At 58.6% G+C, this 24,160-nt stretch carries 20 protein-coding genes; 13 read left to right on the top strand and 7 right to left on the bottom strand.

Annotated features, from left to right (window positions below; genetic code table 11):
- From HY29_RS06295 to HY29_RS06280, 4 genes are all read left to right on the top strand, one after another.
- On the top strand, window positions 1-344 hold a 344-nt coding region (locus HY29_RS06295), incomplete at its 5' end, for an ExbD/TolR family protein (protein WP_034794248.1).
- Window positions 345-353: 9 nt separating this feature from the next.
- A complete protein-coding gene (locus tag HY29_RS06290; RefSeq protein WP_034794245.1) occupies window positions 354-980 on the top strand; it encodes an energy transducer TonB in 627 nt (208 codons plus the stop codon).
- A gap of 172 nt (window positions 981-1,152) precedes the next feature.
- Window positions 1,153-1,839, top strand: a complete 687-nt coding sequence (locus HY29_RS06285) for an energy transducer TonB (RefSeq protein WP_051601201.1) — start codon at window positions 1,153-1,155, stop codon at window positions 1,837-1,839.
- Between the two features lie 196 nt (window positions 1,840-2,035).
- Window positions 2,036-3,439: a tetratricopeptide repeat protein gene (locus HY29_RS06280; protein ID WP_034794242.1), complete on the top strand. Its 1,404-nt coding sequence runs from the start codon at window positions 2,036-2,038 to the stop codon at window positions 3,437-3,439.
- Between the two features lie 81 nt (window positions 3,440-3,520).
- On the opposite strand, the gene HY29_RS06275 is transcribed toward HY29_RS06280, so the two are convergent.
- Together HY29_RS06275 and HY29_RS06270 are read right to left on the bottom strand one after the other, a co-directional pair.
- A complete protein-coding gene (locus HY29_RS06275; protein WP_034794240.1) occupies window positions 3,521-4,870 on the bottom strand; it encodes a vWA domain-containing protein in 1,350 nt (449 codons plus the stop codon).
- Window positions 4,871-4,877: 7 nt separating this feature from the next.
- Window positions 4,878-5,843 (bottom strand): AAA family ATPase, encoded by a 966-nt coding sequence (locus HY29_RS06270; protein ID WP_081811259.1) that lies wholly within the window; start codon window positions 5,841-5,843, stop codon window positions 4,878-4,880.
- A gap of 120 nt (window positions 5,844-5,963) precedes the next feature.
- Between HY29_RS06270 and HY29_RS06265 the strand changes: the two genes are divergently transcribed.
- The 6 genes from HY29_RS06265 (at window position 5,964) to HY29_RS06240 (ending at window position 13,324) form a co-directional block, all read left to right on the top strand.
- On the top strand, window positions 5,964-8,132 hold the full coding sequence (locus tag HY29_RS06265; RefSeq protein WP_034794238.1) for a primosomal protein N': 2,169 nt from the start codon (window positions 5,964-5,966) through the stop codon (window positions 8,130-8,132).
- A gap of 180 nt (window positions 8,133-8,312) precedes the next feature.
- The gene (locus HY29_RS06260; protein WP_241765147.1) at window positions 8,313-8,873 is read left to right on the top strand and encodes a F0F1 ATP synthase subunit delta; all 561 of its coding nucleotides are present in this window, start codon (window positions 8,313-8,315) and stop codon (window positions 8,871-8,873) included.
- Window positions 8,874-8,881: 8 nt separating this feature from the next.
- The gene (gene atpA / locus HY29_RS06255; protein WP_034794222.1) at window positions 8,882-10,417 is read left to right on the top strand and encodes a F0F1 ATP synthase subunit alpha; all 1,536 of its coding nucleotides are present in this window, start codon (window positions 8,882-8,884) and stop codon (window positions 10,415-10,417) included.
- A 37-nt stretch (window positions 10,418-10,454) separates the two neighbouring features.
- On the top strand, window positions 10,455-11,333 hold the full coding sequence (locus HY29_RS06250; protein WP_034794220.1) for a F0F1 ATP synthase subunit gamma: 879 nt from the start codon (window positions 10,455-10,457) through the stop codon (window positions 11,331-11,333).
- Window positions 11,334-11,381: 48 nt separating this feature from the next.
- Window positions 11,382-12,806 carry a F0F1 ATP synthase subunit beta gene (gene atpD, locus HY29_RS06245; RefSeq protein ID WP_034794217.1) on the top strand — a complete coding sequence of 475 codons (1,425 nt, stop codon included), beginning with the start codon at window positions 11,382-11,384 and terminating at the stop codon, window positions 12,804-12,806.
- A 110-nt stretch (window positions 12,807-12,916) separates the two neighbouring features.
- A complete protein-coding gene (locus HY29_RS06240) occupies window positions 12,917-13,324 on the top strand; it encodes an ATP synthase F1 subunit epsilon (RefSeq protein WP_034794214.1) in 408 nt (135 codons plus the stop codon).
- A gap of 78 nt (window positions 13,325-13,402) precedes the next feature.
- Here HY29_RS06240 and HY29_RS06235 read toward each other — a convergent pair whose 3' ends face one another.
- The 4 genes from HY29_RS06235 to HY29_RS06215 form a co-directional block, all read right to left on the bottom strand.
- Window positions 13,403-14,068, bottom strand: coding sequence for a DsbA family oxidoreductase (locus tag HY29_RS06235; protein ID WP_034794211.1), 666 nt, complete (start codon window positions 14,066-14,068; stop codon window positions 13,403-13,405).
- A gap of 43 nt (window positions 14,069-14,111) precedes the next feature.
- Window positions 14,112-15,563 (bottom strand): pyridoxal phosphate-dependent decarboxylase family protein, encoded by a 1,452-nt coding sequence (locus HY29_RS06230; RefSeq protein ID WP_034794207.1) that lies wholly within the window; start codon window positions 15,561-15,563, stop codon window positions 14,112-14,114.
- A gap of 915 nt (window positions 15,564-16,478) precedes the next feature.
- A complete protein-coding gene (gene ubiA / locus HY29_RS06220) occupies window positions 16,479-17,615 on the bottom strand; it encodes a 4-hydroxybenzoate octaprenyltransferase (RefSeq protein ID WP_051601200.1) in 1,137 nt (378 codons plus the stop codon).
- Between the two features lie 75 nt (window positions 17,616-17,690).
- Window positions 17,691-19,064, bottom strand: a complete 1,374-nt coding sequence (locus HY29_RS06215) for an NAD-dependent succinate-semialdehyde dehydrogenase (protein ID WP_034794193.1) — start codon at window positions 19,062-19,064, stop codon at window positions 17,691-17,693.
- A 47-nt stretch (window positions 19,065-19,111) separates the two neighbouring features.
- On the opposite strand from HY29_RS06215, the gene HY29_RS06210 reads away from it, so the two are divergent.
- Window positions 19,112-19,888 carry a 16S rRNA (uracil(1498)-N(3))-methyltransferase gene (locus HY29_RS06210; RefSeq protein ID WP_034794189.1) on the top strand — a complete coding sequence of 259 codons (777 nt, stop codon included), beginning with the start codon at window positions 19,112-19,114 and terminating at the stop codon, window positions 19,886-19,888.
- Here HY29_RS06210 and HY29_RS06205 read toward each other — a convergent pair.
- On the bottom strand, window positions 19,885-20,517 hold the full coding sequence (locus HY29_RS06205; RefSeq protein WP_051601199.1) for a DUF6891 domain-containing protein: 633 nt from the start codon (window positions 20,515-20,517) through the stop codon (window positions 19,885-19,887). The two genes, HY29_RS06210 and HY29_RS06205, sit on opposite strands and share 4 nt — an antisense overlap.
- A 106-nt stretch (window positions 20,518-20,623) precedes the next feature.
- On the opposite strand from HY29_RS06205, the gene HY29_RS06200 reads away from it, so the two are divergent.
- On the top strand, window positions 20,624-22,003 hold the full coding sequence (locus HY29_RS06200; RefSeq protein ID WP_034794187.1) for a glutamate--cysteine ligase: 1,380 nt from the start codon (window positions 20,624-20,626) through the stop codon (window positions 22,001-22,003).
- Between the two features lie 109 nt (window positions 22,004-22,112).
- The gene (locus tag HY29_RS06195) at window positions 22,113-24,158 is read left to right on the top strand and encodes a peptide MFS transporter (protein WP_241765146.1); all 2,046 of its coding nucleotides are present in this window, start codon (window positions 22,113-22,115) and stop codon (window positions 24,156-24,158) included.
- Window positions 24,159-24,160 lie beyond the last annotated feature (2 nt).

Genomic DNA, 24,160 nt, shown 5'->3' with positions numbered 1-24,160 from the left:
ACGTGGTCTTCATCCTGCTGATCTTCTTCATTGTGACGGCTCAGTTCATCAAGGAACCTGGTGTTCCGATCATCCGTCCGGAAGTGGACAACAAGGCTCAGGCCAAGCCTCTGGCTATCCTGGTCGCCATCAACTCGGAGAGCGAGATCTACATCGACAAAAAGGTCGTAGATCCCGACGAAGTGTCTTTCACGCTGAAACAGATGCGTGAAGACAATCCGCGTGGTAAGATTGTTGTACAGGCAGATGTCGACTCTGAAGCCGAAGTCCTGGTTGATCTCATGGAGGCCATCAACAAGATCGATGGCGCGACTGTGATCGATATTTCGGCGAAGAGAGATTAGGAGACCGCTATGTTCAACAATCCTTTCCTTCGTCTACTGGTCGCCCTCGGAATTGCTATTCCGATTGTTTACCTCCTTTTCATCCTGATGAGCGCGCTCATCAGCGTTAAGGAAGTCAAACTGGACCAGAGCGAACAGCGCGTGTTGACGGCGATCACGCCACAGAAGCAAGACGCGGAGATGCGGGTGCGCCAGCGGTCCAAGCCGAAGCGTATCGACTCGGCCCAGAAGCCGCCGCCACCGCCGAAAGTGTCTGCTACCAAGTCGCAGATCAATCTGCCGACACCTAGAATTGAGGGTGCCGCGCCGACCGATCTGAACCTTGGCCGCATGGACTCTCTGGCGATTGATCCGGTTGCTATCTCAGACCGTGATGCCCAGCCGATCCGTCCGCCAATGCCATCTTATCCGCAACGTGCGGCTGAGCGCGGCATTGAGGGCACCTGTGAGGTTCGCTTCGATGTGGATACGCGCGGTAAGCCGTACAACATCAGCGCGAATTGCTCAGACAACGTGTTCAAACGTGAAGCTGAGCGCGCAGTTGGCCGGGTGGAATTTGCGCCGAAAATCATTCGGGGTAAGGCCGCCGAGCGTCGCAACGTGGTCTATCCGCTGGAATTCAAACTGTCCAACTAAGGGCAAAATGAATTCCAGACTTAGAAAAGGGCGTCCTTTTGGGACGCCCTTTTTCTTTGTTTTTAAATGGTTTTTCTGGAAAGGCGAATGAGCTTTAGTCCCGAAAGGGAAAGGTCTTTACGTTGGGTAACGGTTATGTAATAATGTTACTATAAAATAGGGAGGATACGGCATGACAACAACAACGATACCTCACACGCTGAGCGACTTTTCTGCGGCGCGGCCCTCATGGCTGCTGAATGGTCGGCAGCGCTTGCTGGTCTCTACATTGCCGGCGGCCGTGGTCACGGCGGGCCTGTTTGGCATCATGACGGGGCTGATCCAGGTCAAAGAGGTTAAACTGGCCCCTGCTGAAACGCGCATCCTTGAAAGTATAGTCTACTCACATGAGGAGCCGTCAGAGGTAATGAGCAAGCATGAATTTCCGGCGATCCCGGAGGCTGCGACACCGCCGCCCCCGCCTCAGGTCAGTGCAGCGCCCAAGGGGGTCTCCATGCCGCCAATCGTTCTGGTGGGAAACGCGCCGCAAGGCCTTCCGATTGACCATATCACGCCCATCCTGACAGGCCCGCAGCCCATAGGGGACCGCATTGCGACGCCTGTCCGGCCGCCCATGCCAACCTATCCGTCCTCTGCGGCAACGCGAGGATTGGAGGGAGATTGCGATGTGCGGTTTGATATCACTCCGCGTGGAACGCCTTTCAACGTGAAGGCAAGCTGCACGCATTCCATCTTCGAATCGGAGGCCCGGAGAGCCGTGGAAAGGGCAGAGTTTCTTCCGCAAATTGTGAACGGTCACGCGGTTGAGTCGTATGGGGCGGTTTACCCTTTGGCGTTTCGCTTCGATTCGAGGCGATAATAATGAAAACTCTGTAGTACAGCGTTGACGCCGAAGGCTGCATGGACCCATATTCACCATGAAACGCTACAGATTTGTACATGGCAGACGCGCGCGCATAAAAAGCGTGATAAAGCGCGCGGAAGTCCTTGATCCTGCCGGTCAATTCCGGTTGAAAGAGCTGAACCCCGCGGATCCTGCGGACAGGAGAGGAAATATGGGATTTAAAGCAACCCTCAAAGGTGCCGTCTTTGCCGGCATGATGGTCGCCTTCGGTGCTGGTGCTGCAGCAGCGCAAGCGTGTGAAGAAACTCAATTCTCGTCAAAAACAGGTGAAATTTACCTGAAGGCTGAACAAGCCGCGATGACAGAAAAGAACTTCGCCGGTGCTGCTCAGGCGATGAGCCAGCTTAAATCGATGGAGTTGAACTGCTACGAAGAGGGCGCTGTCCTCAAGCTGTCCGCTTACATCAACATTGAGCGTGGTGATCGCCAAGCCGCTGTGCGCGACCTGCTCACCGCTCTGGAAAAAGGCTACATCCCGCAAAAGGATGCTGCCGGAACCTATTATAACATCGCCCAGATCTATCTTCAGGACGAAAACGTCGACAAGGCGCTTGAGTATATGAAGAAGTGGCAGCAGGCCGGTGGAAAGCCTGACCGTCAGCAGAAGTGGCAGTTGGCCGTGCTGTATCAGCGCGTCGATGATTTCAAGACGGCCATCAAGTGGGCTGAAGAAGTCAAGAGCGACGACGGCAGCAAGAATTACAAGCAGGAAGTCTATGACCTGCTGATTTACCTCTACAACCAGGTGGATGACAAAGCGAAGCTAGCCTCCATTCTTGAGGAAGTTCTCGTCCGTAACCCCACCGAGCGTAAGTATTGGGACGCGATTGCCGGCAACTACTATGCTGCAAACGAAGAGCGCAAAGCGTTTGAAGTTCAGAAAGCCATGTATCTTGCTGGTCTGCTGACCAAGGAAGACGAAATCATGCGCGTGGTGAACTTCTACAACCGCTTCAATGCGCCTTATCACGCTGCCCAGATTCTGGAAAAAGAGATGAATGCTGGTCGTGTCAGCAAGAACCTCGACCATCTGGAGCTTCTGGCAAACCTGTATCAGGTTGCTCGTGAGCACGAGAAAGCCATCCCGGTTATCCGTCAGGCTGCTGATGCTGGCGGCGGCGGCGCAATGTATGAGCGTCTCGGCCGCTCCTACGCTGACCTTCAGGAGTGGGAAGAAACAGAAAACGCCCTCCAGAAAGCCCTGCAAATGGGCGGCTTGAAAGACCGTGGCACAGCCTGGGTCATGATCGGCCAGTCCCGTTATGAGCGCGGTGATCGTTCTGGTGCTCGTGAAGCCTTCGGCAATGCTGGCAACCGTGCCGGGCGCAGCTGGATTCAGTTCATGAACTCCGAAGAAGCTACTGCATCCGCTCTGGTTTGCTTTGAGGTGCAGGCTGCCTATCTCAACGTCGAGAACGAAGCAAAGATCTGTAAACGCCTCGCTGTTCTGGGTGAAGACAATGTGCCGGAGAACTGCAAAACGGTTCCTGAGCGCTTGAAAGCGGCTCAAGAGAAGTTTGAGGCAACGCCGGAGTGTAAAGCTCAGGCCACCTAAGGCTTTATCAACAAGTATTTGAAAAACCCCGGCTCAGCGCCGGGGTTTTTTTTATGCCTGAAACTTTCAAAGACAGTCCGATCAGTTATACGCGCTCAGCACATCGTCTACGGCGCGTTCCAAATCTTTCAGCGTCGCGACATGGCTCATCTGGTTGCAATAGGGGCGGTATCGTAAAATCTCACTGTCTCCGGTGCCCCACAGGCCAGGGCCTTCCGGGTTCAGCCAGATTGTGCGTTTGGCCCGGCTGGCAAAGTCCCGGAATAGGTCCGTTCGCGGATCACCATAATTGGAGCGCCCATCGCCCATCACCATGAGTGTGGTACGGCGGTCAATCAGCTGTTCATGGTCCACTTTCAGGTCAGACCAGGCCTGTCCGTAGCTGGTGGAGCCGAGCCCTGCGACGCGCATGATCTCTGCCATCGCTTCCTCAAAAGGCTTGTCTTCAAGATACTCGTCCACATCATACAGTCGACCCGAAAAGGCAAAGGCGTGCAGGTCTGGAACCACATCTTTCATCGACCAGAGCAGCAGCAACAGGAAGCGGACATATTGGGCAACCGATCCGGACACGTCGCAGACAACGACGATCTTCGGACGCTCTCGTTTCTTTTGCCGCCAGATGACATTGAAGGGCACGCCGTCCATCCCGGCATTGGCCCGCATGGTGCGACGTACATCAAGTTGCCCGCGAGACTTTTTCTTGCGCCGACGGGAGTGCTTTACAGCAAGCCGCTTGGCGATCTTGGCGACAAGGACTTTCATGCGCTCCATGTCTGACCGGTCCAGCGCCGAGAGGCGCTTGCTGGCGGCATAGTCTTCGCGGAACTGGCGGGTTTCGCCTTTTCCGAAAACGTCAAAAGCCCTTTGAGTACGCTCTCTTGCGCGCATGGTCAGGTCGCGGCGCATCTCGATCAGACGTTCGGCCTCGGCTTCGCCCTCATCCGTATGCTGAGATAGGGCGTCCAGCAGGCGTGCCTGCAGGGATTCGCCGCCCATCTGTTTCACCATCTGCTGCGCATAATAGGCGACCTGCGTAGAGAAGCGGATATCGTCTACCTCTGCGGCGCTGGCGGCCTTCTCAATTGCCGTCGCAATGGCTGTCTCATCACCGGATTCCATCAGTTCGACGAGATTCTGCGGTGTGTTCTTGGCGGTGGCTCCTGAACTTTCCTCTTGGCTCTGTTCGGAGGCGCCGGCACTTTCAGTAGTCGTATCCTTGCGAGAGAAGTAGACATCGAACAATTCGTCGAACGTCACCTTCTCATCTGGAGACTTCGCCAGAACGCAGCCAAGCGTATCCTTCAATAGCGCGCGGTCGGCGTACCCCACCATGGCAACCGCTCGAACGGCGTCCAGGGCTTCGCCCGTTGAGACACGGACATCAGATGACCGCAGCGCGCGAATGAAGCTGGTGATCTGCCGGTCCATGCCGGCCTCAGTATGATGACGGGCGCCCGGAAGCTGATTGTCCGCTTACGGCCTGCCTTACAAGTTTAGGGATATCCGTGGTGACTGCCGCAATATCGCTCTCATGCTTCAGCAGCACATTCAGCGTGTCGCGCACAAAGGTCTCATCCAGAGTGTTCGCGTGCAACAGTAGCAGGGTCTTTGCCCAGTCCACAGTCTCTGCAATGGATGGGCGCTTCTTGATATCCAGTTCACGGATGGACTGAACGAAGCCGACCATTTGGTCCAGAAGGGTTTCGGAGATGCCTTCCACGCGCGCCTGAACAATGCGTTGCTCGCGCTTGTGGTCCGGAAAGCCGATATGCAGGTGCAGGCAGCGGCGCTTCAGGGCGTCGCCCAGTTCACGTACATTGTTCGAGGTCAGAATAACAATCGGCGGCACATTCGCCCGAATGGTGCCGATTTCTGGAACAGTTACTTGATAATCAGACAGGACTTCCAGCAGGAAGGCCTCGAATTCCTCATCGGATTTATCGATCTCGTCGACCAGCAGCACACTGCCGGCAGACTGGCGCATGGCGGTCAGCAGGGGGCGGGCTTCCAGGAATTGCTCAGAGAAGAACAAGTCTTCGAATGTACCCAACTCGCTGAGGGAAGCCTCCAGCGTCTGCGCGTCGCCGATCACATCGTTCAGCTTCTCTTTCAGGATCTGGGTGTAGAGCAATTGCTTGCCATACTTCCATTCATACAGCGCTTTGCCCTCATCGAGGCCTTCATAGCATTGCAGGCGCAGCAGCGGCACATCCAGCCAGCGTGACAGAGAGGCCGCCAGATCCGTTTTGCCGACCCCCGCAGGGCCCTCAATCAGGATAGGCTTGCGCAGGCCATGGGCCAGGAAGACAGACGTGGAAATCGGGCGGGTGGAGATATACCCCACCGATTCAAGGCCTGCCGTAATGGCCTCAATGGAGGTCATGGGCTCGTAGCCGGTAATCAGATCGTTTGACATCATCCAAGGGGTAGGGCCCGGCGCAGAACCTTGCAAGCGGTGTCGCTAGGGCAGGGCAGCGCAAGGCGGGATGACGCGGCGCGATACGGGGGCTAGGAGTCGGGTATGCCTGTCGCGCGGATTCTCTTTCCCTTACCCCTGCCGGAGCCGTTTGATTATGCCATCCCGGAAGGGCTGGCCGTGCCTGAAGGCGCCTATGTTACGGCGCCGCTTGGGAAATATGAACGTCTCGGCATCGTGCTGGAGATTTTGCCGGACAGTGCGGGTGAGGGGCGCAAGCTGAAAGACGTGGTGCATGTCTATGATGCGCCGCCCATGTCGCGCTCGATGCGGGATTTCATCCTGTGGGCGGCGAAGTACACGGTCTCGCATCCAGGGCATGTGCTGGGCATGGTGCTTCGCGCGCGGGCTGGGCTTGGGCCATCCCCCACCGAGACGGTTTACCATCTGACCGGGCAGGAGCCATCCCGGCTGACTGAGGCGCGCAGCCGCCTTCTGGCCGCCGCCGAGGAACTTGGCCCGCAAACAGCGACAGCCCTTGCCGCCGCCGCAGAGGTCTCTTCAGGTGTGGTAAAGGGACTTGCAGAGACGGGCGCGCTGAGGGCGGAAGTCGTGGAGACAGACCTGCCCTATGCGGAGCCATCCCCTGATCTTCCCGGCGCCGTGCTGACGGTCGAGCAGGCTGAGGCCGCCGAAGAACTGACGGCCGCTGTCGCGTCTGGCGGGTTTCATACATTCCTGATTGATGGCGTCACCGGCTCCGGCAAGACGGAAGTCTATTTTGAGGCTATCGCAGAGGCGCTGCGGCGCGATCCTGAAGCGCAGATCCTGGTCCTGCTGCCGGAGATCGCGCTGACGCAGGCGATCCTGTCCCGGTTTGAGGCGCGATTCGGTGCGGCCCCTGCGCCCTGGCATTCAGGCCTTTCTGACAAGGATCGCCGCCGCACCTGGCGGGAGGTCGTGCATGGCCGCGCGCGAATCGTAATCGGCGCGCGCTCCGCCCTGTTCCTTCCGTATCGTCGCCTGAAGCTTATCATTATCGATGAGGAGCATGATGGCAGTTACAAGCAGGAAGACGGCGTTACCTATCATGCGCGTGATATGGCGGTGATGCGGGCAAAGCTGGAAGAGGCCGTCGTCGTGCTGGCCTCCGCGACGCCCGCGCTGGAAACCATGGTGAATGCGGAACTCGGCCGCTACACACGGCTACAGCTGGCAGCGCGCCCTGGCGCGTCGCGCTTGCCGGATGTGGAACTGGTGGATTTGCGCCGCGCACCGCCGGAACGGAATCACTGGCTGTCGCCGCACCTGATTCAGGCCATGCAGGAGACGTTAGAGGCAGGCGAGCAGACGCTCCTGTTCCTGAACCGTCGCGGCTATGCGCCTCTCGTGATCTGCAAGAGCTGCGGCGAGCGCCTGAAGACGCCCGGCACAGAGAACTGGCTGACCGAGCACCGCTATACGGGTCGCCTTGTCTGCCATGTCACCGGCTATTCCATCCCCAAGCCCAAGACCTGCCCGCATTGCGGGGCGGCGGATTCCCTTATGGGGGTCGGGCCAGGCGTGGAGCGCGTGGCGGAAGAAGTGCGCGTTCTGATGCCAGAGGCGCGGATCGAGATTTTCTCCTCCGATACGGCGCAGGGCGGTGAGGCGACGCGCGGAATTGTGGACCGGATGGAGCAGGGCGAGATTGATGTCCTGATCGGCACGCAGATTGTCGCCAAGGGCCACAACTTCCCGAACCTGACGCTTGTGGGCGTTGTCGACGCCGATAGCGGCATGAAGGGCGGAGATCTGCGCGCAGGCGAGCGGACCTACCAATTGCTGAGCCAGGTGGCGGGCCGGGCCGGGCGCGCCGAAAGACCGGGCCGGGCGCTGGTGCAGACCTATGCGCCCGACAATCCGGCCATGCTGGCGCTGGCAGACAATAATCGCGACGGCTTCCTTCAGATCGAGCGGGATGTGCGGGCTGAACTGGGCCTGCCGCCCTTCGGTCGGCTCGCCGCAATGATTCTCTCTGCCCCCTCAGCCGAAATGGTGGATCAGGTGGCGCAGGACGTGATCTCCCAGGCGCCGAATGGGGAGGGAATCGAGGTCTTCGGTCCGGCTCCAGCGCCTATTACCGTCCTGCGAGGGCGTCACAGGAGGCGATTCCTCGTCAAAGCTCCCAGAAATGTTGATCTTTCGGCCTATATGGCCGTCTGGACTGCCCGTCTGAAGCTGCCGAATCCGGTGCGCATGTCTGTGGATATCGACCCTTACTCTTTCCTGTAGGCGCTAACGCCGTAGGGGAATGCCAGTTCGCCGCAGGCAATGGCGCTTTGGCGATGTTGTCAGGCTGAAAGACTGATGCTAAGCGGCGCAAAGTTTTTGTGGGCGCGCACAGCGTGTGCGCAGCCCTGCGCTGTATTTTCTGGGCTAATCCCGCCCGATTCAACCATGGACGACCGAACCTTGGCTGCAAATAAAGTGACACACGCGAGTGAAGCTGCCCGGCGCTATGCCAGCGCCCTCTTCGAACTCGCTCAGGACAAAGGCGCGATTGCCGATGTCCACAATGATTACAAGGCGTTCGTCGCCATGGCTGAGGAGTCCGAGGACCTGACCCGTCTTCTGGAGTCTCCGGCTTTCTCTCGTGAAGAGAAGGTGAAGGCTCTGGCTGAAGTGGTAAAGAAAGCTGGCATGACGGACCTGCTGGCGAAATTTATCGGCACGATGGCCCAAAATGGCCGTGCGCGTGATATCGTCGACGCACAGCACGCCTTTGACGAATTGTATGCGAAGCAGCGCGGCGTGAAGCGCGCAGTTGTTCGCACTGCCAAGGAAATGTCTGGCGCCGAGCGTCAGCGTATCGAATCAATCCTCGCCAAGGCCGTAGGCGGCGAGGTGGAACTTTCCAGCGAGGTAGACCCCTCGTTGATCGGTGGCATACAGCTGCGCATCGGCTCTCAACTCGTTGACGCCAGCCTCGCCGCCAAACTGGATCGCATGAACACCGCCATGAAGGGAGCATGAGTAGCTCGATGGATATCTCAGCAGCAGAAATTTCGGGCATCCTGAAGTCGCAAATCGAAAGCTTTGGCGCTGAAGCCGAAGTGTCCGATGTCGGCCAGGTTCTGTCAGTCGGCGATGGTATCGCCCGTATCTACGGCCTCGACAGCGTTCAGGCTGGCGAAATGGTCGAATTCGATGGCGGCATTAAGGGCATGGCCCTGAACCTGGAGAGCGACAACGTGGGTGTCGTTATCTTCGGTGATGACCGCAGCATTAAAGAAGGCGACACCGTCAAGCGCCTCGACGAGATTGTGTCGGCTCCGGTCGGCAAGGGCCTGCTGGGCCGCGTCGTGAACGCACTGGGTGAGCCGATCGACGGCAAAGGCCCGATCACGGATATTGCTGAGCGTGCCCGTGTGGACGTGAAAGCGCCAGGCATCATCCCGCGTAAATCCGTGCATGAGCCGATGATGACGGGTATCAAGGCCATCGACGGCATGATCCCGGTCGGCCGTGGTCAGCGCGAGCTGGTCATTGGTGACCGCCAGACCGGCAAGACGGCCGTCTGCGTTGACGCCATCCTGAACCAGAAAGCGACCAATGACGCTGCCAAGGATGACAGCGAGAAGCTGTTCTGCGTCTACGTTGCAATCGGCCAGAAGCGCTCCACGGTGGCGCAGGTCGTCAAGACGCTCGAAGAGCGCGGCGCCCTGGACTACACGATCGTTGTGGCTGCTACGGCATCTGAGCCGGCTCCAATGCAATACCTCGCACCATTCACCGGTTGCGCCATGGGTGAGTGGTTCCGTGACAACGGCCAGCACGCCCTGATCATCTATGATGACCTTTCCAAGCAGGCTGTGGCGTATCGCCAGATGTCCCTGCTGCTGCGTCGTCCGCCGGGCCGCGAAGCCTATCCGGGTGACGTGTTCTACCTGCACAGCCGTCTGCTGGAGCGCGCCGCCAAAATGGGCGACGCTGCCGGTGCTGGCTCCCTGACGGCGCTGCCGATCATTGAGACCCAGGCTAACGACGTGTCTGCCTACATTCCGACCAACGTGATCTCCATCACCGACGGTCAGATCTTCCTAGAGACGGACCTCTTCTATCAGGGTATCCGCCCGGCCGTGAACGTCGGTCTGTCCGTGTCCCGTGTGGGCTCTGCAGCTCAGACGAAGGCCATGAAAAAGGTCGCCGGTTCCATGAAGGGCGAACTCGCCCAGTATCGTGAGATGGCAGCCTTTGCGAAATTCGGTTCCGACCTCGACGCCGCAACCCAGCGCCTGCTGAACCGTGGTGCCCGCCTGACGGAACTCCTGAAACAGCCGCAATACTCGCCGCTGCTGATGGAAGAGCAGGTCGTCGTGATCTACGCCGGTACGCGTGGCTACCTCGACAAGGTCGAACTGAAGGATGTCACCCGTTACGAGAAAGAGCTGCTGGCTCACATCCGTGGCGCCAAGGCTGACCTTCTGAAGAAAATCCGCGACGAGAAAGCTCTGACGGACGACATCGAAGCCGAGATCAAGACAACGCTCGACGATTTCACGTCGAAATTCGCCTGATCGCCCGTAGACCGAGAACGAAGAACGAAGGCCTGACATGCCCAGCTTGAAGGACCTCAAGAACCGGATCTCCAGCGTGAAATCCACGCGGAAGATCACCAAGGCCATGCAGATGGTGGCCGCGGCAAAGCTGAAGCGCGCACAAGAAGCCGCGACAGCTTCGCGGCCCTATGCTGAGCGTATGGCATCGGTTCTCGCAAACCTGTCTGCGTCTGCCGGTGCAGGCGGCCCGAAACTGCTGACCGGCACCGGGTCGGAAGATACACACCTGATCGTCGTTCTGACGGCAGAGCGTGGTCTGGCCGGTGGCTTCAACACCTATGTGGTGAAGCTGGCCAAGCAGAAGATTGGTGAACTCCGCGCCGAAGGCAAAACCGTGAAGATCCTCACGGTCGGCAAGAAGGGCCGCGAACAGCTGTCCCGCGAATATGGCGACATGTTTGTTGGCCATATTGATCTGTCCGGTGTGAAAGGTGGAGACTTCTCTGAGTCTGCCATCAGCCTCGGCAAGAAGCTGACCAGCGATTTCGATGCCGGTGAGTTTGATGTTGCGACGCTCATCTACTCCCAGTTTAAGAACGTTCTCAGCCAGGTGCCGACGGCACAGCAGCTGATTCCGGCTTCCATGCCGGCGGAAGCTGAAGAGGCCAAACTCGGCAACGCGCTCTATATCTACGAGCCGTCTGAAGAGGGCATCCTCGAAACCCTGCTGCCGCGTTACATCAACACGCAGATCCTGTCCGCATTGCTGGAAAGTGCTGCTGGTGAACAGGCCAGCCGCATGACCGCGATGGACAACGCCACAAACAATGCTGGCGAAATGATCGACTCGCTGTCGCTGCAATATAACCGCGCCCGCCAGGCGCAGATCACCAAGGAGCTGATCGAGATCATCTCCGGGGCCGAGGCACTCTAGCATGGCCCAGACTGTATCCTTATACCCGCTCCAAAGGAGACGACCCGCATGAGCACTCCCGCAAACGCCAAAGGCCGCGTGTCTCAGGTCATCGGTGCTGTTGTCGACGTCGAGTTCGACGGCGAACTGCCCGCCATCCTGAACGCGCTCGAAACAGATAATAACGGCAACCGCCTGCTGCTGGAAGTTGCCCAGCACCTGGGTGAGAACACTGTCCGCACCATCGCCATGGACTCCACTGAGGGTCTGGTGCGTGGTCAGGGCGTGGCCGATACCGGCAGCCCGATCACCGTTCCGGTTGGTCCGGCAACGCTCGGCCGCATCATGAACGTCATCGGCGAGCCGATCGACGAGCGTGGCCCGGTGGATACCGAAATGCGTCGCCCGATCCACGCTGAAGCGCCGGAATTCGTTGACCAGTCGACCGAGTCCGAAGTGCTTGTCACGGGCATCAAGGTTGTTGACCTGCTCTGCCCCTATGTGAAGGGCGGCAAGATCGGCCTGTTCGGCGGTGCCGGTGTGGGCAAAACGGTTCTGATCATGGAGCTGATCAACAACATCGCGAAACTGTTCGGTGGTTACTCCGTGTTCGCTGGTGTGGGTGAGCGTACCCGTGAAGGGAACGACCTTTACCACGAGATGATCGAATCCAAGGTTATCGACCTGGAAGGCGAGAGCCGTATTGCTCTGGTCTACGGTCAGATGAACGAGCCTCCGGGTGCCCGTGCACGTGTGGCTCTGACCGGTCTGGCTCAGGCTGAATACTTCCGCGACGAAGAAGGCAAAGACGTTCTGTTCTTCGTGGACAACATCTTCCGCTTCACGCAGGCCGGTGCCGAGGTGTCCGCACTTCTCGGTCGTATCCCGTCCGCTGTGGGCTACCAGCCGACGCTGGCAACCGACATGGGTGGCCTGCAGGAGCGTATTACCTCCACGACCAAGGGCTCCATCACCTCGGTTCAGGCCGTTTACGTTCCGGCTGATGACCTTACGGACCCGGCGCCTGCCACATCCTTTGCCCACCTTGATGCGACGACGGTTCTCAACCGTGCCATCGCCGAGAAGGGCATCTATCCGGCCGTGGACCCGCTGGACTCCACCAGCCGTATTCTTGACCCGATGATCGTCGGCGAAGATCACTACAATGTTGCGCGTGGCGTGCAGGAGATCCTCCAGCGCTACAAGGAACTGCAGGACATCATCGCCATTCTCGGCATGGACGAACTGTCCGAGGAAGACAAACTGGCCGTGGCCCGTGCCCGTAAGGTTGAGCGCTTCCTGTCCCAGCCGTTCGACGTGGCTGAAGTCTTCACCGGTTCCCCGGGTGTCCAGGTGAAACTGGAAGACACGATTGCTGGCTTCAAAGGCCTCATCGCGGGTGAGTTCGATCACCTTCCGGAGCAGGCCTTCTACATGGTCGGCAACATGGAAGAGGCGAAAGCCAAAGCCGAAAAGATGCTGGCTGACGCCTAAGTCACCCCATTTTCCGTTCCCGCTCAGGCAGACCTGCCGGGCGGGGGCGGTCATCACTGGACAATCCTTTCGCTGGAGCGTCCTGAGTGAAAACCAAGGATCAAGAGAGTATGGCCGACAAACTCCACTTCTCACTCGTTTCCCCCGCCAAGGAGGTTTTCTCCGGCGAGGTGGACCATGTGATCGCGCCCGGCTCTGAGGGTGAGTTCGGTGTGCTGGTCAACCATGCGCCCTTCATGACCACGCTCAAGAACGGCGTTGTCCGCGTGCTTGAGAATGGCACCACCAAGATGCGCATTTTCGTGCGCGGCGGTTTTGCGGACGTCACGTCCGAAGGCCTCACCATCCTCGCTGAGGAAGCGCGCCTTCTTGAAGACGTGACCGCGGCCAGCGTTCAGGAAGAGATCGACGCTACGCTGCTGAAGATCCAGTCCCTCGACAAGGATGATTCCGCGCGCATCGCCCTGCAGGAACATTTCGACTATCTCGAAAGCCTGAAGGCCGCTCTGGTTCACTAAGACCCGCACGATACCAGACATAAAAAACGCCGCTCCGGACAGGGGCGGCGTTTTTATTTGCTCTTTTGCCAAATGGGCTTAGCCCGCGGGGCGTTCTTCCGGTTCGTGCGTGGCGGCGTGGCGTATGAACTTGGCCAGCTTTTCCGACGTTTCGGCGCCTTGGGCCGCGAACTGGCGGTTGGCGATATAGGTTGGCACGCCGGTCACGCCCATCTGCCGGAACAGATTGGCTTCATTGCGCACATTTTCGACATCCGCATCGCTTGCCAGCAGGTCGGCGACAATTTTCTGGTCGAGGGCAATCTGGCCGGCAATGTCCACCAGAACCTCATGGTCGCCAATGTCGCGGCCATCATGGAAGAAGGCCTTGAACAGCGCTTCCTTGGCGGCTGAGCCTTGCTCCTGGCCCTGTGCCCAGCGCACGAGGCGGTGGGCGTCAAAACTGTTGGGACGGCGCGTAATCTTGTCGAACTGGTAGGGGATGCCTTCCTCCTGGCCATAATCGATCAGGGCTTGGCGCATCGCACTGGCGCGGTCCTTGCCCTCATCAGAGCCAAACTTCTCCCGCATGTATTCCTTGTAGTCGACACCGCCCGCCGGGACCGAAGGGTCCAGCTCATAGGGGCGGAAGATCAACTGAACGTCGACATCCGGGGTCAGGGCCATTGCGCCTTCAATCCTGCGTTTGCCCAGCCAACACCAGGGGCAAACGAGGTCCGATACCATTTCGATTACAACTGTCATGGCCCATAGGTAGGGGCGCTGGGGCCAAGGTTCAAATAAAGCTTCAGTCAGACGTCAAATCGGCAGCAATCCGCTCGATTTCGCGCACCAGCAGATCAAGATCTGAAAACCGCGTACGATGGTTGGTAATGTTCACGCGAATGGCCAGGCGCCCGCTGATCCGTGTGGTGGAGGGGGCTGCAACGCCCTGCAGCTGCAACTGGATGACGATATCCTCGTTCAATTTGTTCAGCGCCTCATCGCTGAGACCGTCACGTACATAGCGGAAACAGCAGATCTGCATTGAGACAGGCAGCAGCAGCTCCAAATCCGGCGCAGCCTGAACCAGTTCGCCCAGATAGGCGGCCTGCTCGCAATTACGCGTGATGAGACGGCCGAGCTTTTCCTCGCCATGTTCGGCAATATGCGCCCACACTTTCAGCGCGCGAAAGCCGCGTGACAGTTCGGGGCCAAACTCGACGGGCCAGGGGCTTCCGGCGGCCAGACCGCGCTCACTGGATTTCAGGTAATCCGGCCTGTCGGAAAAGCTGCGCAGGTGCGCTTCGCCATCACGAACGAGTATACAGCCAGCATCGTAATTCACATGCAGCCATTTATGGAAATCGAAGGCCAGAGAGTCTGCGCGCTCCAACCCCTTCAGGCGTGGGCGCAGGCGGTCGCTCAAAATGCCGAGCGCGCCAAATGCGCCGTCAACGTGAAACCACAAATCCTCCGTATCCGAAATATCTGCCAACGTATCAAGATCGTCGATCGTGCCAGCATTCACGGATCCACAGGTTCCGGCGATCATGAAAGGCGTACAGCCATCGGCGCGGTCTTTCGCGATCATTTCCTTCAGGGCAGACACGTCCATGATATGGTCTGGCGTAACCGGGATGCGTCGCAAGGCGTCTGAGCCGAGGCCCAGCATGTCAAAGGCGCGTGCGATGCAGGCATGGGCTTCGCTGGAAGTGTAGCCGACAAGCTTCTGTCCGCATACACCGCTTTTGCGGCTTTCGAACTCAAGCTGGCTGTCACGCGCCACTTTCAGGCCGATAATGGTCGCCATGGACGTGCCGGAAACGATCAGGCCGCTGGTGGTCTCCGGAAAGGAATAGAGGCGGCGGCACCAGTCTATCACCTCGCGTTCCACCTGAATGGCGCCATGATTGCGCCCGCCTGTATTGGCGTTCATCGCCGCGGCGGCCATATCTGCGGCCAGATTGGCAGGCGTGCCTGATCCATGGACCCAGCCGAGGAAGCGCGGATGCGTATTTCCCGCGCCATAGGGCAATAGATAGCGCAGCGTGCTGTCCACCTCGTCCGGGCTGTGTGCGGCGCCGTCCAGGCTGAATTTTGTGCGCAGGTCTTCCGGTGGCTCGGTCCAGACGCGGCCTTCGCTGGCAGTGCGCATCTTGCCGATAGCGGCGTCCAGCATGCTGTGCAGACGGGTGGAGAAAGCCTCCCAGTCTGCCGGGTCCAGGGTTTCCTGATGGGGCTCTTTATCTGAAGTCATACCTTACCGATCACGCCTTTTTCGCAATTGCACAATGTCTATACGCGATAAGGGGTAAATGGGTCGCACCCTGCTGTAATTCCTGCATGACATCGCGGAAACTGCCTGAGTTTTTTATCTGCGTGTGATCCAAGACAGGGCAATATCAGGCCAATGCAACACACTTTCTCCTGTCATCCCGGAATTGGACGCGCCACTCTTCCGCGCGCGCCGGCACATGCCGGGGGCCAGGGCGGCAAGCGCAAACTTCGGCGGATACAGCCCCGTCCTCTCCCCCGCCAGCCAGGCATCCATCGCGAACAATATCCTGACGCGCTTGGGGTCAGACCATTGTCTGGATACCTGCTCACACCTCCAATCCGTCTGATACGCCCCAAAGCCATACTTCAGGTCTGCTCACACGGGGGCCGGATCAGGTACCGTTCTGGTCGTGGGGGCAGGGTCAGGATGGTGCTGGGGGGAGAGACGGTCCCCTCGGTGCCTAGGCAGGTCAGGCCAGGGTGAGCCGGTGAAAGCCGGTTGGGCATTTCCACCTCGTCGGGCGTACGGGGGCTTGCCCTCCAGATGGATGTCTCGGGTAAAAAGCCCGGATGCTCCGTTTGCTGTACGCTCGCTCAGAAGACCCGGGACCTTGGGGTATGTTGAGCATATCTCGCCAAAACTCCTGACCGGCGCGGCGGGCGGTAACGCTCCATTCCGTAGCCTTTATTCACTTCAGGCGGAGCGCCACGGCGCCCGCCGCGCACGGCTCTTGTGAAGGGGCAAGGTAGTATCAGCGAACCCGGATGGTTTCGGCCAGTCCGGCTTTTGGTGCTGCCGAGGGAAAGAAATCGATCCAGTGAATCGATTTCCAGAGGCAGGCCCAAGCGCAAGCGTAGGGCAGGAGCCACCTTCATAGGACTGCAAAGAAGCATCCTACTCGTCAGAATCGGGGGCCACCTCGTCTGGCGGGATCACACCTTCGCGCTTCAGGGCGCGGATCGTATCGCTGGCAAACCATGTTTCGCCCTTGTCTGCGGGGGAATGTACGTGCCGCTTCAGCTCCAGCCCAAAAGGCAATTTCATCTCGCTGGAGGGGCCTTCGGGTACAATCTCATGGTGAGCAAACAGGGATTTGGGTTTTGATTCTGGCAGCATCGCAGAGAAAGCGAACCCGATAGCGATGATGGCGCCCGCCCAGACATTGGATTTGAACACGGCGAGGGCCGCGCGTTCCTGTGTGGATTTCAGGCGCGCCGTTTGCCAGATGCCATGTATCAGGAAGGCCAGCGCCGTCGCCGCGCCCACCCGGCCTGCGCCATTCAGGGATGCGGCCAGCGCGATCAGGGCGGCAGACCCCATATGGAAGCAAAAGCTGATCAGGACGGCGCGCTTCCCAAACAGGCGGGCGGTCGAGCGCACGCCGATCAGCGCATCGTCTTCACGGTCCTGCAGGGCGTAGATTGTGTCATAGGCAATCGTCCACAGGATCAGGCCGACATACAGCACGATCACTTGGGGCGTGATGATGCTGGCCGTCGCGGCACCTACCAGTACGCCCCAATTGAAGGTCATGCCCAGCCAGGCCTGAGGCCACCAGGTGACGCGCTTCATGAAGGGATAGGCCCCAACAAGAGGTATTGAGAGGAGGGCAACAATCTTTGCGTCCAGCGGCAGGCAGATCCAGACGATCAAGCCGACCAGCAATTGCGCGGCCAGAAACATATAAGCCTGGCGCAGGGTGACCGCGCCAGATGGCAAGGGGCGCTGGGCCGTGCGGCTGACACTGCCATCAATGTCGCGGTCAGTGATGTCGTTCCAGGTGCAGCCCGCGCCGCGCATGGCCGTGGCACCGATCAGGAAGAGCAAAACCCAGGCGATGTCCGCGATATAGACGCCAGACGCCAGCCGTTGGAAGGCAAGGCCAATGATGCATGGCAGGTAAAGCAGCCATATGCCCACAGGCCGGTCCCACCGGGCCAGCATGGCATAGGGGCGCCAGCTATCCGGCAGGCTCGAAAGCCAGCCGGGAAGGGCGCTGTCCGCCGGTATCTTGCGCGTATCTTCGTCCATCGCTGCGGCTTATACCGAAAAACCGCGCATCCAACAGCCATTCACCCGTTTTGGGCGAATTCCGTCTGCAGTTGCTCAGGCAAGGTACACGGTCTTGCGGTTCACAAAGGCCTTGATGCCGTCAGCCGAAAGTTCCCGGCCATAGCCCGATTGCTTGATCCCGCCGAAGGGCAGGCGCGGGTCAGAGGCGGTCATCGCATTGATGAACGTCGCGCCAGCTTCAAGCTGGTCGATGGCCACGTCCATTTCGTCTTCATCCTGTGTGAAGATGGCGGAACCCAGCCCATAGATGCTGCGATTGGCGCGGGCGATCGCGTCTTCCAGACTGTCTACCTTCCAGACATTGGCGACGGGGCCGAACATTTCTTCATCGGCAGAGGGGCTGCCGTCCGGGGCGTCATAAAGAATGGCCGGGTCAAACCAATAGCCTTTCTCCGGAAGGCCTGCGCCGGCATAGAAAGCCTTTGCGCCAGCTTGCGTGGATTTCTCCACCTGCTCGGCCAGTTCGTCTCGGATCTGGCCTGTGGCGAGGGGACCGACATCCGTCTCATCGCTCATTGGGGCGCCGACTTTCAGGGCTTCAAAGCGGGCTTCAAAACCTTCCTTGAAGGTGTCAAAGATGTCGGCGTGCACGAAGAAACGCTTCGCGGCGATGCAGGATTGCCCATTGTTCTGCGTGCGCGCCGTCACGGCCGTATCCAGTGCTTTTTCAAGGTCTGCAGATGGCATGATGAGGAAGGCGTCCGATCCGCCAAGCTCCAGCAGAGAAGGCTTCAGCTGTTTGCCCGCTGTGGCCGCGACGGATTGGCCCGCCGGGCCGGAGCCTGTCAGTGTCACGGCCTTGACGCGCCTGTCCTCGATGATGCGCTCCACAGCGCCGGAGCCAATCAGCAGGGTCTGGAAGCACCCGTCCGGAAATCCTGCCTCCCGGAAGACTTCCTCGATGTTCAACGCAGAGCGCCAGACATTGGAGGCATGTTTCAACAGCCCGGTATTGCCGGCCATCAGGGTAGGTGCTGCAAAGCGGAAGACCTGCCAGAACGGATAGTTCCAGGGCATGACCGCAAGGACAGGGCCAAGAGGCAGGTGCCGCACATAGGCCTTCTGGCCACCGCTTTCCATGGGCTCGTCAGAGAGATATTCCTCGGCATGCTCGGCATAGTGTCGGCAGACCCAGGCGCATTTTTCGACTTCTGCTTTGGCCTGGCTGAGCGGTTTGCCCATCTCTGCCGTCATCTGGCGGGCATAGCGCTCAGCATTCTGGTCCAGGACGTCTGCGGCCTTGTTCATCAATTCGGCCCGGCGCTCAAAACTGGTCTTGCGCCATTCGGTGAAGCAGTCGTCGGATTTGGTGATCGCAGAGTCGATCATGGGATCGGTGAAGGGCGAAAACTCTTCAATGAGAACTTCCGTTGCCGGGTTTACCGATTTTACCGTCTGGTCTGACATGTTCACCTCTTGCTTAACTTCCTGCTCTTTTAAGGTATATCGCCAGCATGAGTTCCCAACCCCGACTGTATATAAAAGCTGATCTAAAGCCTGACGCCGAAGTCCGGCTGGATGATGAAGCCTCGAAATACCTTCTGCGTGTGATGCGCCTGTCGCAGGGCGACAAGGTGCGTGTGTTCAATGGCCGTGATGGCGAATGGCTGGCTGAGCTGGCGGCGCCGGAAGGCAAGCAGGCGATTCTGATGCCTGTGGAGCAGATGCGGCCGCAAACTGGAACAGAGGCACCACCGCTCACGCTGCTCTTTGCGCCGGTAAAGAAATCAGAGACGGATTTCATCGTCGAAAAGGCGACAGAACTTGGGGTCCAGACGATCCAGCCTGTTGTGACTCAGTTCACGCAAACCCGCACAGTGCGACTGGACCGGTTCAACAAGATTGCCCTGGAGGCGGCCGAGCAGACCGAGCGGCTGGATCTGCCGGACATCCATGAGCTGACAGGCCTCGACAAGGCGCTTGATGCGCTGCCGTCTGGAACAGTGGTGATCTTTTGCGATGAGGCCGGTGACGAAGAGGGCAAGCCTTGGGGCGGCGAGATTGGTCGGGCCAGATCTGCCGCGTCCGTAATCGGATCGCTGAAGGGTCAGCCGGCGGCGATCCTGATTGGTCCGGAAGGTGGGTTCAGTCCGGAAGAGCGTGCTCATTTGCGGAGCCGGGAAGGGACCCAGCCCGTCAGCCTGGGACCGAGGATTCTGCGCGCTGAGACAGCGGTCGTATCAGCGCTGACACTCTGGCAGGCGATTTGTGGAGACTGGAGCGAGGCCTAGAAGGGCCAGCGTTTCATTGGCTTCGGGATCGCGCCTTCCCAGCGTCTCTGCCAATCCATAGTGACACCGATACGGTGTTCCAGCTGGCCATCCCAGTGAACGTTCAGGCCAACGGCTTTCAGCGTGTCATGGATTTCCTGACCAATATCCAGGAAGACGACATCGGCATTATTATTGGCTGCGCCATAGCTGAGATAAAGGTTGCCTGTCTCGACAGCGCTCTCGGTATCCTGCTGATGGAAGAACACATAACCACGGGCCGCGCGGCCATAGGATTCGAAATCCTCGATTTCGATGCCGATCTCTGACGCGCCGCAGGTGCCGCAGCAGGTGAAGTTCTGGCGGGCGACGATGTCCTTGTCTTCCAGCATGTCAAAAGCGAGTTCCAGCCGGTCAAAATCAGTCAGGACGGGCCAGCCGACCTGTTCCTCTCTCAAGACTTCGATTGCCTGAATCACAGCGGACCGTACTTCGGTCTGCCGATCGCGCTCCGAAAGTGGAGAATCGAATTCCTCCGAGAGATCGAGAAGAATTTCTTCGATTTCTTCCACAGGTTCATACCCACCGCGCACATGGATTCGTGCCCAGAGTTTCAGGTCATCACGCTCTTCTGTGGTCAATCGCGACATGCATACTTCCAGAGTTCTAAACCAAGTTATCAGAATAACCCGGTTGGCGCTCGGATGAAACATCCCTATGTGCACTGTCATCAGGAGTTTGAGGGAGCCTTTCGTTGTGACCACGCCCACGTCGGACATCGATGAGTCCTCCGTTCGCATTTCCGGGAAATCGGAACTCGTTGAATTTCTTGAAGCTGGAAGCAAGCCGGCGGCCGAATGGCGGGTCGGAACCGAGCACGAGAAGTTCGGCTTTTTGCGCGATGGTCTTAGGCCGCTGCCTTATGATGGAGAGGCGTCCGTTCTTTCCATCCTTGAAGGTTTGAGAGATCGCTTTGGCTGGCAGCCCATCGAGGAGGGCGGTCATCTGATTGGTCTTAAAAAGGACGGCGCGAGTGTCTCGCTTGAGCCGGGCGGCCAGTTCGAGCTATCGGGCGCGCCTCTGGAGACGATGCACGAGACCTGCAACGAGGTGGGCCAGCACCTCAAGGAAGTGCGCCAGATTGCTGATCCTCTTGGCGTGGCCTTCCTGGGCCTGGGCGCGAGCCCGCTGTGGAGCCTCAGCGAGACGCCCGTCATGCCCAAGGGCCGCTACAAGATCATGATGGAATATATGGACAAGGTCGGTCGCCTTGGCCGCCAGATGATGTTCCGCACCTGCACGGTTCAGTCGAACCTCGATTTCAGTTCTGAAGCCGACATGGTGAAGAAGTTCCGCGTGGCGCTGGCCTTGCAGCCGCTTGGCACCGCGCTGTTTGCGAACTCTCCTTTCATGGAAGGTCGGCCGAATGGCTTCCTGTCCTACCGTTCGCAGATTTGGACCGATACGGATCCGGACCGGACGGGCATGTTGCCGTTCGTATTCGAGGATGGCTTCGGCTTCGAGCGCTATGTCGATTACGCGCTGGATGTGCCGATGTACTTCGTGCGCAGGGGCGGCAAGTATCTCGATGCGAGCGGGCTTTCGTTCCGGGACTTCATGGATGGCAAGCTGCCGATCCTGCCAGGTGAAAAGCCGGCCATGGATGATTTTGCTGACCATCTTTCGACAATTTTCCCGGAAGTGCGCCTGAAGCAATTCCTGGAAATGCGCGGTTCGGATGCCGGCCCTTGGAGCCGTCTCTGCGCGTTCTCTGCATTCTGGACAGGGCTGCTTTATTGCTCTGACAGCATCGATGCCGCCTGGGACATGGTGAAGGACTGGTCTGCCGCCGAGCGCGAAGCGCTGCGCCAGAGTGTTCGTACGCTGGGTCTGAAAGCCCCGATTCCGGGCGGTCGCACGCTGCAGGATATGGCGAAGGATGTGCTGGAACTATCTCGCGCTGGCCTGAAGCGCCGGGCCAAGCTCTCCGTCTCTGGGGATGATGAGACCGGTTACCTGTCAGAGCTGGATCTTATTGCCCAAACAGGCATTACGCCTGCCGAGCGTCTGCTGGAACGCTATTACGGCAAATGGGCATGCGACGTGCGTCCCGTTTTCGTCGAGGAGGCGTATTAGGGGATAGATTTCCCGCCGAGAGTCCTAAAATTGGCAGATGCTGCCTTGTCGGTGTGACAGGGCCGTGGTCAAACTGTGCCGCAGCACGAGTTTCTGGGGAGTTGAACGCGTGACAGATATCGCCACAGATAATACTGCGGGAAAGCCCCGCGATGCGTCGTTTTTTGGCCATCCGAAGGGGCTGGCCATCCTGTTCTTCACCGAAATGTGGGAACGCTTTTCCTATTACGGGATGCGCGGCCTGCTGATCCTGTATCTGACGCAGCATTTCCTGTTTTCGGACGAGCGGTCGGCTGTGATGTATGGCGCATATACGGCGCTGGTCTACGTCATGACGATCATCGGCGGTACGCTGGCTGACAGGTACCTTGGGCAGCGTAAGGCTGTGACATTCGGTGCAATTCTGCTGTGTCTCGGCCATTTCGGCATGGCGTTCGAGGGATCGGGTTCGAAGGAATACCTGCAGTTCGATGGGCAAGAGATCGAAATCTCAGATTCAGGACGCGGCTCGAATCGGAAACTGTTCGTCGAATATGAAGGCCAAGAACGTCGCTTGGTATTCGACTCAGTCACATTCGTCGATGTGGACGGTAAGCGCCTCATGCCGCTCAATGATGACGGTCAGGGCGATTATGTGATCCGGGAAGTCCGCCGGGGCCTCGTGCAGAATCTCTGTGGTTTGGTTGGAGCGGGATGTGCCGGTCCTGAACCCCGTACCGACTTCGTCTGGGGCGAAGAGACCTATCCAGTCACCATCTCCGGTGATGGCGTCAAGCAGGTTGAGATCAACGGGCAGCTCTATCCGATCGTCACGGAGTCCAATATCCACATTCTCGAAACGGCCACGGATGCGAAGGAAACGGCGGATGTGCCGGTTATCCGCGAAGTGCTGGACGGTAAATATGACACGCGGATCGAGCAGCAGCCATTATTCGTTATGATCCTGTTCCTGTCGCTCGCCTTGATCATTGCAGGTGTTGGTTATCTAAAAGCCAATATCTCGACCATTGTCGGGGCGCTGTATGAGTTTGATGATCCGCGGCGGGATTCGGGCTTCACTCTGTTCTATATGGGCATCAATCTGGGCTCATTGCTCAGCTCGATCTCCTGCGGCATTCTCGGTATCGTTTATGGCTGGGCATGGGGCTTCGGCTTAGCCGGCATCGGCATGGCAGCGGGTTTGGTTGTCTTCATCTGGGGGCAGAAATACCTCGACGGGAAAGCTGAGCCACCGAACCCTGAGACGCTGAAGAAACCTTTCCTGGGGCCGATCAATGTGGAACTGGCCTGCTATTTGACCGGCTTGGTGATTATCGCTGTGGCGATGCTGATTGTGATGAATGCAGACATCATTCCGGACGGGTTTGTCGGCGCTCTTGGCGTGATTGTGTTTATCGGTCTTGTCGCCTACAGCTTCCTGACCCTGCAGGGCAAAGAACGTAACCGCATGTTCGCGGCGATCTATTTCGTGCTGGCGCAAATTCCGTTCTGGGCGCTGTTCGAACAGGCCGGTTCGTCGCTGAACTTGTTCACGGACCGTCTGGTCGACAAGACGATGTTCGGTGTCGAAGTACCAGCCCCTGTCTTTCAGGCGCTGAATGCAGGTTACATCGTGATCTTTGCGCCGATCCTAGCATGGTTGTGGATCGTGCTAGCGAAGCGGAAGCTTGAGCCGTCGACGCCCGTGAAGTTCGCGGTTGGCGTATTCCTTGCGGGTCTGGGCTTCTTGTCACTGGTGGCAGGCATTGGCGCATCTGGATCGGCTGGGCTGACGGCAGTGTATTTCATCTTCCTGATCTACTGGGTGCACACGATGGGCGAACTGATGGTTTCACCGGTCGGCTTGGCCGCTGTGACCAAGATGGCGCCTGCTCGTGTTGTCGGCATGACGATGGGAGCGTGGTTCCTCTATTCCGGCCTGTCGAACTATCTCGCCGGGATCATCGCTCGGGGCACGGGTGCGGAAACGATTGGTGGACAGATCACGGATGTGGTTGCAGCGAAAGCGACCTATGCGAGCGTCTATTCCAGCGTTGGTTACATCGCGATGGGGATCGGCGTTCTGATGTTGCTGATCTCGCCAATCATCAAGCATTGGATGAAGGCTGATCACCTGCCCGACGAGTCACCGATCGTCTCCGACGAGATGACATAGAC

This window comes from Hyphomonas beringensis, from assembly GCF_000682755.1.
In the GTDB taxonomy this organism is placed as follows: Bacteria; Pseudomonadota; Alphaproteobacteria; order Caulobacterales; family Hyphomonadaceae; genus Hyphomonas; species Hyphomonas beringensis.
This window is presented reverse-complemented; position numbering and strand designations above follow the sequence as displayed.

Coding starts and splice junctions, on each gene's coding strand:
- HY29_RS06290 (WP_034794245.1), top strand. CDS start 354: ATGTTCAACAATCCTTTCCTTCGTCTACTGGTCGCCCTCGGAATTGCT.
- HY29_RS06285 (WP_051601201.1), top strand. CDS start 1,153: ATGACAACAACAACGATACCTCACACGCTGAGCGACTTTTCTGCGGCG.
- HY29_RS06280 (WP_034794242.1), top strand. CDS start 2,036: ATGGGATTTAAAGCAACCCTCAAAGGTGCCGTCTTTGCCGGCATGATG.
- HY29_RS06275 (WP_034794240.1), bottom strand. CDS start 4,870: ATGGACCGGCAGATCACCAGCTTCATTCGCGCGCTGCGGTCATCTGAT.
- HY29_RS06265 (WP_034794238.1), top strand. CDS start 5,964: ATGCCTGTCGCGCGGATTCTCTTTCCCTTACCCCTGCCGGAGCCGTTT.
- atpA (WP_034794222.1), top strand. CDS start 8,882: ATGGATATCTCAGCAGCAGAAATTTCGGGCATCCTGAAGTCGCAAATC.
- HY29_RS06250 (WP_034794220.1), top strand. CDS start 10,455: ATGCCCAGCTTGAAGGACCTCAAGAACCGGATCTCCAGCGTGAAATCC.
- atpD (WP_034794217.1), top strand. CDS start 11,382: ATGAGCACTCCCGCAAACGCCAAAGGCCGCGTGTCTCAGGTCATCGGT.
- HY29_RS06240 (WP_034794214.1), top strand. CDS start 12,917: ATGGCCGACAAACTCCACTTCTCACTCGTTTCCCCCGCCAAGGAGGTT.
- HY29_RS06235 (WP_034794211.1), bottom strand. CDS start 14,068: ATGACAGTTGTAATCGAAATGGTATCGGACCTCGTTTGCCCCTGGTGT.
- HY29_RS06230 (WP_034794207.1), bottom strand. CDS start 15,563: ATGACTTCAGATAAAGAGCCCCATCAGGAAACCCTGGACCCGGCAGAC.
- ubiA (WP_051601200.1), bottom strand. CDS start 17,615: ATGGACGAAGATACGCGCAAGATACCGGCGGACAGCGCCCTTCCCGGC.
- HY29_RS06215 (WP_034794193.1), bottom strand. CDS start 19,064: ATGTCAGACCAGACGGTAAAATCGGTAAACCCGGCAACGGAAGTTCTC.
- HY29_RS06210 (WP_034794189.1), top strand. CDS start 19,112: ATGAGTTCCCAACCCCGACTGTATATAAAAGCTGATCTAAAGCCTGAC.
- HY29_RS06205 (WP_051601199.1), bottom strand. CDS start 20,517: ATGTCGCGATTGACCACAGAAGAGCGTGATGACCTGAAACTCTGGGCA.